At 74.3% G+C, this 11,811-nt stretch carries 6 protein-coding genes and 3 pseudogenes; 2 read left to right on the top strand and 7 right to left on the bottom strand.

The features are described from left to right. The 4 genes and pseudogenes from SSQG_RS31620 to SSQG_RS31605 all read right to left on the bottom strand — a co-directional run. Window positions 1-664: pseudogene (locus tag SSQG_RS31620) on the bottom strand (ATP-dependent helicase); the annotation flags it as partial. Window positions 665-747: 83 nt separating this feature from the next. Then, window positions 748-1,329 carry a hypothetical protein gene (locus SSQG_RS31615; RefSeq protein WP_039934064.1) on the bottom strand — a complete coding sequence of 194 codons (582 nt, stop codon included), beginning with the start codon at window positions 1,327-1,329 and terminating at the stop codon, window positions 748-750. After that, a pseudogene (locus SSQG_RS31610) lies at window positions 1,326-2,478 on the bottom strand (ROK family glucokinase). The gene SSQG_RS31615 and the pseudogene SSQG_RS31610 overlap by 4 nt, the downstream one beginning before the upstream one ends. A gap of 124 nt (window positions 2,479-2,602) precedes the next feature. After that, window positions 2,603-3,340: a GntR family transcriptional regulator gene (locus SSQG_RS31605; RefSeq protein ID WP_003994021.1), complete on the bottom strand. Its 738-nt coding sequence runs from the start codon at window positions 3,338-3,340 to the stop codon at window positions 2,603-2,605. A gap of 128 nt (window positions 3,341-3,468) precedes the next feature. On the opposite strand from SSQG_RS31605, the gene SSQG_RS31600 reads away from it, so the two are divergent. Further along, window positions 3,469-4,491, top strand: coding sequence for a Gfo/Idh/MocA family protein (locus SSQG_RS31600; protein ID WP_003994020.1), 1,023 nt, complete (start codon window positions 3,469-3,471; stop codon window positions 4,489-4,491). A 19-nt stretch (window positions 4,492-4,510) separates the two neighbouring features. On the opposite strand, the gene SSQG_RS31595 is transcribed toward SSQG_RS31600, so the two are convergent. After that, complete coding sequence (locus SSQG_RS31595) at window positions 4,511-5,203, bottom strand: response regulator transcription factor (RefSeq protein ID WP_003994019.1); 693 nt, start codon at window positions 5,201-5,203, stop codon at window positions 4,511-4,513. A 189-nt stretch (window positions 5,204-5,392) separates the two neighbouring features. On the opposite strand from SSQG_RS31595, the gene SSQG_RS43170 reads away from it, so the two are divergent. After that, on the top strand, window positions 5,393-7,396 hold the full coding sequence (locus tag SSQG_RS43170; protein WP_003994018.1) for a caspase family protein: 2,004 nt from the start codon (window positions 5,393-5,395) through the stop codon (window positions 7,394-7,396). A gap of 42 nt (window positions 7,397-7,438) precedes the next feature. Here SSQG_RS43170 and SSQG_RS31585 read toward each other — a convergent pair whose 3' ends face one another. Next, a complete protein-coding gene (locus tag SSQG_RS31585) occupies window positions 7,439-10,297 on the bottom strand; it encodes a CHAT domain-containing protein (protein WP_039934061.1) in 2,859 nt (952 codons plus the stop codon). Between the two features lie 159 nt (window positions 10,298-10,456). Then, window positions 10,457-11,733: pseudogene (locus SSQG_RS31580) on the bottom strand (histidine kinase). Between the last annotated feature and the right edge of the window lie 78 nt (window positions 11,734-11,811).

Below are 11,811 nucleotides of genomic sequence, written 5' to 3'. Positions count from 1 at the left end.
GGCGGCCCAGTCGTGGGCGGCGGGCAGTCGCTGGGCCTCGCGGGCCCGCGAAGGGCTTGCCGGTGCTGTGGGGCGCGGCCGGGGTGCGGGGCAGGGTGTCGGCGACCGCGTCCAGGAAGGCGCGCACCAGGGCTTCCGGTTCGGGCAGCCGGATCGGGCCCGGCCCGGGCAGCGGGACGGCGTGCCCCTCGTACGGCAGGGCTGCGGCGACCGCGCGCAGGTGGGCGATGTCGTCCGGGTCGAGGGGGCCGGCGCGCCAGGCGTCGTGTCCCGTGGCGGTCAGGCCGGGCAGCAGGCGGCCGCGCGCGGTCAGCCGCAGGGCGTGCAGGGCGGCCGCGCCCCAGCAGGCGGTGGCGGGGTGGGCCGCCGGGTCGTGCCGGGCGCGCACGAGGAGCGGCAGGGCCTCGTCCAGCGGGAGGGAGAGCGCCGGGATGGTCCGCCGCCGGGCTCCGGCGCCGTGCCGTCGTACCACGGTCAGCTCGGTGGCCCCGGCCGGTTCGCCGGCCTCGGCGGGCAGGGGCTCCCCGTCCGGGTCCCAGAAGGCGATGCGCCCCTCGCGCGGCAGGGGTGCGGGCAGGAAGACGGCCGGAAGCCGGACCGGGACCGCCGGCCCGCCCGCTGCCGGGACCCCCGCCCGCCCGGCCACCACAGCCGTGTCGCCCATACGTCCTGCCACCTCCCGCCCGCTTTCCGGATCAGTTGTCTCCGACTCTACGGGCGGGGTCTGACAATCGGCTCCGAGCGAGGTCAGGGCACCGTCCGGGACACCACGTACACCCACGGATACGCCGGGTTCGAGAGGTCCACGACCACGTCGTGCGTGGGTGCCGGGTTCTTCTGCCGGTGGACGAAGCCGGACCACTCGCCGTTCTCGGCGAACTTCCAGCCGGTGATCTTCCGGTCGCGGGCGCCGATGGTGACGTGGCCCTTCTCCAGGTCGTCCCGGGTCATGCCCAGGCCCGTCAGATAGGCGTCGAGACCGGCCGAGTTGGTCTCGAACTGGGTGTACAGGCGGCTGGTCTTCCAGTTGTTGGTCTCGTAGTAGGCCACGTGCCAGGCCGGGTGCGGTACGGGCACCTGGTAGATCCGGCGCTGGAGCTTGGACGGCCAGCCCGCGGTCAGGCCGGTCGCCGAGTACTTGGCCTCCTTGTCCTTGCCGCTGTCCCGGCTCTGGTTCGCGGAGATCACCAGGTAGCCGGCCGGGACGCCGATGAGCAGCACGATGATCAGCAGGGTCAGCGCCCGGCGGCGGATCATGTGACGGCGGTCCTCGGCCGGCCGCTCCTCGCCGTCCGGCCAGGACCCCTGGTGCGGCAGGGATGCGGTCACAGCGTCTCCTGGGTACTGCGGCGGGCCTGGGCGTACCGCTCGTAGCGCTCGTACCGCTCCACCCGGCGGCGCTTTGGCGCGCCGGAAGCGGCGGGCCACCAGCCGGGCCAGGGTCGGCGGCGCCGACCATGCCGGCCTCGGGGCCGAGCTGGGCCCGGGTGATACGGGCCTCGGGGCGGTAGCCGCGGCCCGTCAGATGCCTGCGGAAGGCGTCCCTGGCGGGGCCGATCAGCAGGTCGTCGGCGGCCGAGACCCCGGCCGCCCGACACTAAGCCAGGAGGGGTCGAGGGCGGCCGCGAGGTTGGCGATGCCGACGCCGAGCCACTGGCCGATGTCCTGGAGCAGCTCGATGCACATGGCGTCGCCCTCGCGGGCCAGCTCGGTGATCATCGGGCCGGTGATGTCGGAGACGTTGCCCTTGACGTGCTCGATGATCCCGTACGCCACCGGCGAGTCGGCGGCGGCCAGCTCGCGCGCCTCTCGGACCAGGGCGTTCCCGGAGCTGTACTGCTCCCAGCAGCCGCGGTTGCCGCACGGGCAGCGGTGGCCGCCGGGCACGACCTGCATATGGCCGAACTCGCCGGCGACGCCGTACTTGCCGCGCTTGACCTGGCCGTCCTCCAGGATGGCTCCGCCGATGCCGGTGCCCAGCGTGATCATGACGAGGTGGTCCTCGCCGCGGCCCGCGCCGAAGCGCCATTCCGCCCAGGCGGCGGTGTTGGCGTCGTTGTCCACGAGGACCGGCACGGAGAGCCGGCCCGACAGGCGGTCGCGGAGCGGTTCGTTGCGCCAGGACAGGTGGGGGGCGAACAGCACACGGTTGCGGTCGGCGTCGACCCAGCCGGCCGCGCCGATGCCGACGGCGTGCACGTCGTGCCGGTCGGACAGGTCCAGGACCAGCTCCGCGATGGTGTCCTCGACGACCTTCGGGCTCTTGGACTTGTCCGGGGTCTCCGTGCGGACCTTCTCCAGGATGTTGCCGTCGGCGTCGACGACGCCCGCCATCACCTTCGTACCGCCGATGTCGATGCCGACCGTCGGCACGCGGGGCGCCGTAAGGAGTGAGCGGCGCTCCCGGGTGCCGACCGTGCGGAGCGCGGTGGCTCGGCGGGAGCCGATGGGGGCGGTGAAGTCGCGGTAGGTGCTCATCGCCGCCGATTCTGCCTCACCGTGGGGGTGTGTGCGGAGCGGGGCAGGAGTGGGGTGGTACGGGTCATGGCCGGGTGCTGGTGAGTGGGGGTTGCTCGCGTAGTTCCCCGCGCCCCTGAAAGATTCAGGTCCTTACAAGTAGCTGGAACTCGAACGAGTAGCGCGTCGGGCGGTACGTATGTGTGCCGTATTCCACTGCCCGGCCCGTGTCGTCGAAAGTCACCCGCTGCATGGTCAGCAAGGGAGCCCCTGTCTCCTCCGCGAGCCGGTCCGCTTCTTCCGTCGTCGCCGCTCGGGCGCCGATCGACTGGCGGGCGCTGTGCAGGGTGATGCCCGCCGCCCGCATCAGGCGGTAGAGGCCGGTCGTCTCCAGCTGGTCCGTGTCGAGGTCCATGAGGCCGGGGGGCAGGAAGTTGCAGAGGTGGGCCATGGGCTCGCCGTGGGCGAGACGGAGGCGTTCCACGCGGTGGACATCGCTGTCCTCGGCGACGCCGAGCGCCGCGGCGACCTCGGCGGACGCGGGGACGACCGTGTTGACCAGGACCTTGGTGGCCGGGCGCTGGCCCGCCGCCTCCAGGTCGTCGTAGAGGCTGCTGAGCTCCAGCGGGCGCTTGACCTGGCTGTGCACGACCTGGGTGCCCACCCCGCGGCGGCGGACGAGGAGGCCCTTGTCGACGAGCGACTGGATGGCCTGGCGGACGGTCGGCCGGGACAGGCCGAGCCGGGCGGCGAGTTCGATCTCGTTGCCCAGCAGGCTGCCGGGGGTCAGCGTGCCGTGCTCGATCGCGGCTTCCAGCTGCTGGGACAGCTGGAAGTACAACGGCACGGGAGAGCTTCGGTCCACGCTCAGCTCGAGCTGCACGGTCGGGTCCACTTCTGGTTTCGGCACGGGCCGAGCGTAGCTCCGTGCGTTGTTGACGGGAAGTCGTGTAGTCAGATTGTCCGGACATACAGATTGACAGCGGCGGCCTCGGCACGCACTTTGTTTCCATGCGCATCGGGGTCATCGGTACGGGCCGCATCGGCACCATCCACGCGAAGACGCTCAGCCGGAACCGGGACGTCGGTTCCCTGATCCTCACGGACGCGGACGCCGCGCGGGCCCAGGAACTGGCACATCGGCTGGGCGAGACGGCGGCGCCCGGGGTGGAGGAGATCTTCCGGTGGGGGGTCGACGCCGTGGTGATCACGACGAACACGTCGGCCCACGCCGAACTGATCGGTCGGGCAGCACGCTCGGGTCTGCCGGTGTTCTGCGAGAAGCCCATCGCGCTGGACCTGCCGGGGAGCATGAGCGCGATCGCCGAGGTCGAGACGGCCGGGACGGTGCTCCAGATGGGCTTCCAGCGGCGCTTCGACACGGGTTACCAGGGCGCGCGGGAGGCCGTGCGCTCCGGGAGGCTGGGGCGGCTGCACACCGTGCGGGCGCTGACCAGTGATCAGACCCCGCCGTCCGCCGCGTGGCTGCCGCTGTCGGGCGGGCTGTACCGGGACACGCTGATCCACGACTTCGACGTCCTGCGCTGGGTGACGGGCCGCGAGGTGGCGGACGTGTACGCGGCCGGGTCGGACGCCGGGCCGGCGATGTTCCGTGCGGCCGGCGACGTCGACACCGGCGCGGCGCTGCTCACTCTCGACGACGGCACGCTGGCCACCGTCACCGGCGCCCGGCTGAACGGGGCCGGTTACGACGTGCGCATGGAGCTGGCCGGGGAGGCCGACCAGATCGTGGTCGGCCTGGACGACCGTACGCCGATCGCGTCCACCGAGCCGACCGGGCCGCCGGCCGCGGACAAGCCCTGGACCGGCTTCCTGGAGCGCTTCGGCCCCGCCTACGCGTCGGAGCTGAACGCTTTCGTCGAGGTCGTGCGGGGTGAGCGGCCCAACCCCTGCGACGGGCGCGAGGCCCTTCAGGCGCTGCGGATCGCGGAGGCGTGCGAGCTGTCCCGCCGGGAGCGCAGGGCCGTGCGCCTCGCGGAGATCCCCGGTGGGGCCGCCGCCGCGTTCGCCTGACGGCGTGCCCGTGCGGCGGTCAGTGACTCTCCTGGTTGCCTTCGAGACGGTCCTCCTCCAGGAGCCCCGCGTCGTAGGCGAGCAGCGCGATCTGCACGCGGTTGTTGAGGTCGAGCTTGGCCAGGACGCGGGAGACGTGCGTCTTGACGGTGGCGACGCTCATGAAGAGTCCGGTGGCGATCTCGGCGTTGGACAGGCCCCGGCCGACCCCGACGGCGACCTCGCGCTCGCGGTCGTTGAGGGCCGCCATGCGGTCGCGCGCGCGGGTGCGGCGGGTGTCGGCCGCGGTGCCGACCGCGTGCCGCATCAGCTGGCGGGTCACCGTGGGCGACAGGACCGGGTCGCCGGCCGCGACGCGGCGCACCGCCGCGAGGATCTCGGCCGGTGGCGTGTCCTTGAGGACGAATCCGGCGGCGCCCGCGCGCAGCGCCCGCAGCACCTGTTCGTCGGCGTGGAAGGTGGTGAGAACGATCACCTGGGGGGCGTCCTTCCGGGCGCGCAGCCGCTCCGTCGCCGTGAGGCCGTCCACCGTCGGCATCCGCAGGTCCATCAGCACGACGTCCGGGTGGGTGCGGTCGACGAGCGCCTCCACTTCACCGCCGTCGGCCGCCTCGCCGACGATCTCGATGTCGTCGGCCCCGCCCATCATGAAGGACAGCCCGGCCCGCACCAGCGGATCGTCGTCGACGAGGAGCAGTCTGATCGCAGTCATGGCCTTACGTAATCACGGCCGGGCCGGGCGGCGGGCGAGGATGTGTGCCGAGGGCGGCACGGACATGAGCCGTCGCCGCAGTCGAGTCAACTCGCTTCACGGCGTGGGGTCATGGCGTTGCGCGCGGGCGCCCGTACGTGCCCTGGAATCGCCCTGCCCACGCCCCCGCACGCCTGAAAGGATCACCGCATGCGCACCGTGCACGCCCTGTTCGTGGGCATCGACGACTACCCCGGCCGGCCGCTGAGCGGCTGCGTCAACGACGCACGGGCGGCGGAGAGCTGGCTGCGGGCCAGGAGCGGTCCGGCGCCGCGGATCCGGACGCTGTACGACGCCCGGGCGACCCGGGCGGCGGTGCTCGCCGGCGTCGGGGAGCACCTGGGGGGCAGCGGCCCCGGGGACACCGCGCTGCTGTGGTTCAGCGGGCACGGCAGCCAGAGCCCGACCGCCGACCCCGGCGAGGCCACCGGCTGGTCCCAGGCGCTGGTGTGCCACGACAGTCTCGTCCCCGGCGGGCAGCCGGTGCTGCAGGACACCGAACTCGGGGCGCTCCTGGACGGCATCGCCGCCCGCGGCACCCATGTCGTGGCCGTGCTGGACTGCTGCCACTCGGGCGGTGCGACACGTGAGGACGCCGTCCGGGGGGTGCCCTGGAGGCCGTGGTGGCACACGGGCTCGCGCGACGGCGGCGGCACCGGGACCGAGCCGGGCCGGCACGTGCTGCTGGCCGCGTGCCGACCGCAGGAGCTCGCGCACGAGAAGGTCATCGACGGGCAGACCCGTGGCTGCTTCAGTCACGCGCTGCTGAGCACACTCGACCGGCTCGGTCCCACGACCACGTACGGGGAGGTGCACACGCTCACCCACGCGCGCGTGCGCGCCCTGGGTCACCTCCAGCACCCCGAACTGCGCGGGCCCGAGGGCGGGGTGTTCCTGTCCGGCGAGCCGGCCGCTGCCTCGCCGTTCCTGCTGCGGCACACGGCGTGGGGCTGGGAGGTCGACTGCGGTGCGGCGCACGGGCTGCGGTCCGCGGGCGCCGAGTTCACGCTGCTGGGAGACCCGGGAGCGCGCACGGTCGCGGTGCGGGAGGTGCGCCCCGAGTCGGCCCTGGTGGACCCGGTCGGCTGGCGGCCGACGGCGGCGGAGGAGCGGGTGGCGCACGCCGTGACCCCGTCGGCGCTGGCGTTCCCACCGGCCGTCGTGACGCTGTCCGGTGACCCGGCCGCCGTGCGCCTGCTCGCGAAGGCCGTCGCCGAGGTGCCCTCGCTGGCCCTGGAGCCGGACGGGCCGCCATCGGCGGGAGGGCCTGTACGGCCGCCTGCGGCGGGAGAGCCACCACAGCCGACCGCGGCGGGAAAGCCACCGCCACCACCGGCGGCCGGGGAGCCGCTACAGCCACCCATGGCCGAAAAACCACTGCAACCACCCGCGGCCGGGGAGCCGCTACAGCCACCCACGGCGGGAGAGCCCCTCCGGCTGCGTGTAGTTGCCGAGGGCGCTGGGGCCCGCGTGTCGGGCGGCGCCGGGCATCCCGTTCCCGACCTGCCGTTGCGATCCCCCGCGGACGCGGCCCATGTCGCCGACTGCCTGGCCCACATCGCCCGTTGGCACCACATCCGGGACCTGGTCAATCCCGATCCGCTGCTGTCCTCACTGGTGCGGGTCACCGTCGAGGAGACGCCGGTGGGCAGTCTGCGGCACGCGGCGGACGGTGAGATCGTCTGCTCCTACACGGCCGACGGCCGCGAACCGCAGGTGCGGGTCGGGATCCACAACTCCTCCGGACGCGACCTGTGGGCCGTCCTGCTCGACCTGACGGACGGTTACGCCTCGTCCCCGCACCTGTTCGAGGGTGAGTTCATCGGGAACGGCAGGACCGGATGGGCGCGCCGGGGGCAGCCCGTGTGGCTGCGGCTGCCGCAGGGTCGTTCGACGGTACCGGGTGCCTTCACCCGGGACTGGCTGAAGGTGGTCGTGGCGGAGGACGAGCTGAACCTCGCGCCCTTCCGGCTGCCCGCCTGGTCCCCCGCCACGCCGTCCGGCGCACGCCTCAGCCCGGGCCCGGCGGCCGGCGGCGGCCTGCTGCGGCTGGTCGGGGCGGGTGTCACGGGCGGCCGGGACGCGGGCGGCCCGCCGGCCTACGGGGCGGGCCGGTGGGGGACGGCGCAGGTGGTGGTACGGACCCAGGTGTGACGGGCCGTCACACGGGTGCGTACCACCAGGTGTGACGGGCCGTCACCAGCCGAGGTGGGTGAAGCCCGCCCACGCCGTCAGGTCGTCGCCTCGGATGTCACGGACCCGTGCCTTCAGGTGGGCGGGCATGCCGGGCGGCGCCTCACGGCGGTCGTTCAGCATCCACGACTGTGCGCCGCGCAGGGCCGGCCCAGGCGGCAGGCCCCCGTGGCTCATGAAGTGGTGGGTCATGTACATGAGCAGGGAGGTCGCCTCGTCGGGCACCGGCCACAGGGAGCCGATGACCGAGCGTGCGCCCGCGACGAGGAACGCGGTGGACAGGCTGTACGCCTCGTCGTAGCCGTGCCCGGAGACGTTGGTACGGCAGGCGGCGAGCACCGCCAGGTCCAGGCCGCGGCAGCGGGCCGCCCCCTCGGTGAGCTCCTCGGCCGTCAACTGCCCGCCGGACAGGGCGAGCCAGGCGCTGTGCCGCTCACCCTGACGCACCACGCCGTGGCAGGCCAGGTGCAGCAGGCCGCCCTGTTGCCGGCGCAGCCAGTCGGTGACGGCCGCCGGGGTGGCGGTGCCGGGGCCGAGGAGGTCGCCGTCCCGGTGGAAGGCGCCGTGGACGGCCTCGGCCTCCTCGCCGGCGTGGCGCAGGTCGCCGGTCGGGTTGCCGACGACCAGGGTCTGCCCGGTGCCGGCGGCGGGCCGGGCGGCCACGTCGCACAGGAGCCGGGCCGAGGGCGTGTACGAGATGTCCGCCCGTTCGCAGGCGTACCCGCGTAAGCGGCCCCGGCCGGTCAGACGCGCCGCGTGCCAGGGCACGACGCCCAGCTCGCCCATGGGCACCAGCACCACGGAGGGCGCCCGGCCCACACCGCGCGGGAGTTCGGCCAGCAGCGGTTCCATCACCGCCGTACCGGCCCAGGCACACAGCTCCTCCAGGGCGGCGCGGCTCGTGCCGTGGCTCGGGGCCGGTCCGGGCGGTGTGCCGGCGACCGGCGGGCCGCCGGCGTCGCGGCCGGGGGTGCCGGTGGCGCGGTAGGCGGTCAGCTGGGGCGCGTCGAGGGTGAGCCGGGGCAGGACGAGGGAGCGGCCGGCGCCGTCGGCGGTGACGAGGACGGCGGCGCCTGATCCCCGTCGCGGGCCGAGGAGTCCGGGGACCTCCTCGTCGCCCGGGACCAGGTAGACCAGCGCCGTCGCACCCATCGCGGTCAGCGCGGCGCCGATGTCGTCGAGTGAGGGCACGTCCAGCAGCCCCCGGTGCCGTGGGGAGCCGGCCAGCGTCTCCAGGACCCGGCGGCGCAGCCTGCTGGAGGGCCCCGCCAGGGCGGCCCGGGCGGTGAACAGCGTCCCCTCCCCCATGTCGGGCACGGTGCCCGCGGCCCGCCACTCGCGCGCGAGCGCCTCTTTGCCCCCGCCTTCTCGCAGCATGTCGGGCACGGTGGTGGCGACGGTCGCGGCGTGCAGGACGAGGCCGCGCCCCGCGTCGAGGGCCCGTACGGCGTCGGCGTGGGCGCCGTCGGCCAGGCACCAGCGGGCCACGTCGAGGGCCTGGCCGCCCGCCGTCCGGGCGGTCTCGGCGGCATGGGCGGTACCGGACTGGAGGAGGGAGCTCCAGGTGGCCGCGCGCAGGGATTCGAGGCCGACGCGGCGGGAGGCGTCGTAGTTCAGCCGCCGGGTGCGGTGGTCGGGCGCGTACTCGTCGCCCCGCAGGCGGTAGGCCTTGGCCAGGGTCATGCCGGTGCCGCCCCACAGCGGGTGGTGCGGCCCGTCGGTCATCCGCAGGGTGTGCCGCAGCCAGGCGATGCCCTGGTCGAGGTGGTTGGGGCGGTCGGCCGGGGGCGCGAAGTGGAGCGCGGCCATGGTGCAGTGGACGACACCCAGGGCGCCCGTGCCCCGGATCCATCGGTCGTCGTCGGGTTCGAGCAGGTCCAGGGCGGCCTGCTGGAGTTCCATGGCCTCCAGCATCCCCCGGTGGTCCATGGCCGACAGGGCGCGTGCCCCCACGGCGAAGCCCGCCTCGGCCAGTTTGTCCGCCTGGGCGTTGCGCGGCAGTGCGGCGATCCTGCGGCGCAGCTCGTCCGTGGGGGTGGCGGCGCCCGCTCCTTCGGCGACGGGTTCGAGCCGTCCGGTGCGCTGGGCCCGCAGCAGGCTCAGGTGGCTCCGGGCGGCCTCCAGGTTGGACTCGAACGCGAGCAGGTCGACGTGGTCGGCGGGCAGCTCCCCCAGGGCGAGTTCGAGCACGCGGATCTGCTCGGCCATGGCGGCCTCGTCCGCGCGCCGGGCCGCCTGGTGCACCCGGAACAGGGCGACCTGGGCGTTCAGGGCCGACCGCTCGTCCGGCCGGAGTGCCGAGTTCTCGACGATACGGGCCATGTCGTCGACGGCGTCGTCGAAGTCGTCCTCGCCGCCGCCCAGTTGGGCGAGATAGGTGCGTAGGCCGGCGTGGGCGAAGTCGAGGTTCTCCCGGGTCCGGGTGCCGGCCGGGTGCAGGGCGCGGGCCTGGTCGATGCGCGCGATCGCCCGCTCTATCTGGGCGGGCTCGGTGAGGTGCCGCAGCCCGAACGCGCTGTTCTTGACGACGACGTCGGCCTGCCAGGTGCCGTCCGCGGGCCCGTGCTCGCGCACCGCCTGCCAGAGTTCCTCCTCGCGCACCGGGTCGTAGAGCGGTTGTTCGAGCCGCAGGATCGGCAGCACGCAGAGCACGTGTCCGGCGCGCAGCCCGGACATGACGGTGGCCCGGGGTAGCGCCGCCCAGTCCTCGTACAGCTTGTCGTAGGCCTGCCGCGCCGTGTCGCACCCCAGCCGGTCCAGGACCAGTTGGGTCATGCCGGCCAGTTGCCGGGCGTTCACGACGTCCTTGATCCGCTGTTCGATCTCCCAGCGCAGCGCCTGGAGGTCGTAGGGAGTCGTCACTTCACATCCCCCGCTCGGTCTGCCGTGGCGCGGTGCGCGTGAACTGCGGTGCACCAGGCGACATATGCCCATGATCCACCGCATGCCTGGGCGGCCACAAGGCTTTCGGGGGTCGGTGTCGGGCCACCCTTGACGGGCGGGCCGCCGCGCCCCGGCCGCTCAGCTCCACGGCAGCCACGCCCGCACCTCGAACCCGCCGTCCGGGGTGGGCCCGTGCTCCAGGCGGCCACCCGCGAGGGTCGCCCGCTCCGTCAGGCCGATCAGGCCCTGCCCGGAGCCGGGCACGGGCGGCACCTCGCCCTCGGGGGGCGGGTTGCGTACGGAGACGGTGAGGCCGTCGCCCGGTGCGCCGGCGACGGACACCGTGACCTCCGTGCCGGGGGCGTGCTTGCGGGCGTTGGTCAGGCCCTCCTGGGCGATCCGGTAGGCGGTGCGGCCGACGGAGGACGGGACGGCGGCGGGGTCGGTGACGTCGCGGTGGAGGAAGACCTTCATGCCGGCTTCACGGGCCTCGGCGACCAGCGTGTCCAGCGCCGCGAGGGTCGGCTGCGGCCGGCCGGCGTCGTCGGCTTCTCCCGCCCGCAGGACGCCGATGATCTCCCGCAGGTCCTGGAGGGCCTCGTGCGCGCTCTCCCGGATCACGCCCGCCGCCCGTGCCGTCTCGGCCCGGGGGCGCGTCGGGGCCGGAACTCCAAGGCGCCCGCGTGCACGCTCAGCAGGGTCAGCCGGTGGGCGAGCACGTCGTGCATCTCCCGCGCGATGGCCTCGCGGGCGAGCCGCTGCGCCTGCTCGGCCCGCAGCCGCGCCTCGGTCTCGGCCCGCCGGGCACGGTCCCTGAGGCTCAGCATCAACTGCCGCTTGGCCCGTACGAACATGCCCCAGCCGACGATCGCCACCGTCAGCAGCACGGCGAAGACCACGCTCACGAGGTAGGGCATGTCGACGTCGGGGCGCAGCCAGTAGAACAGCGGGACCAGCGCCGCGTTGACGCCGCCCACCCAGGCCACGTACCGGAAGGGCCGGTGCACGGCGAGCGTGAACAGGGCGATGACGCTCGCACCGCCCGCGGTGTCCGAGACGAAGCTGACGGGGGTCAGCGCCACGGCCAGCCCCAGCGGCCAGCGGCGGCGTAGCCAGACCGCCGCGCAGGCCAGCGCGCCCATCACCTGGTCGACCACGGCCAGCCCGTCCGGGACCCGGGGGTTCCTGCTGAGGGCCTCTATGGCGACCATCCCCAGCAGGACGGCGACGACGAAGCAGGCGAAGTCGACGACCCAGTCGCGGGCGGTACGCCGGGGCCGTCGCCCGGGGCGTCCGGCGTCGGGGTCGAGTTCGTGGAGCAGCGCCGACGGGATGAACCATCTGCGCCCGGTGAAGAGCGCGGGCGTCTGTGCCGTCGGCACCGGGGAGGCCTGCCCCGTGTCGTCACCACTCACGGTCGGCAAATCTACGCAGGGCGGGCCCCTTTCACCTCGCCCCGGGCCGGACCGTCGACCAAAGTCGCGGCGCCGGAG

The sequence above is a fragment of the Streptomyces viridochromogenes DSM 40736 genome (genome assembly GCF_000158955.1).
GTDB lineage: Bacteria > Actinomycetota > Actinomycetes > Streptomycetales > Streptomycetaceae > Streptomyces > Streptomyces venetus.
This window is presented reverse-complemented; position numbering and strand designations above follow the sequence as displayed.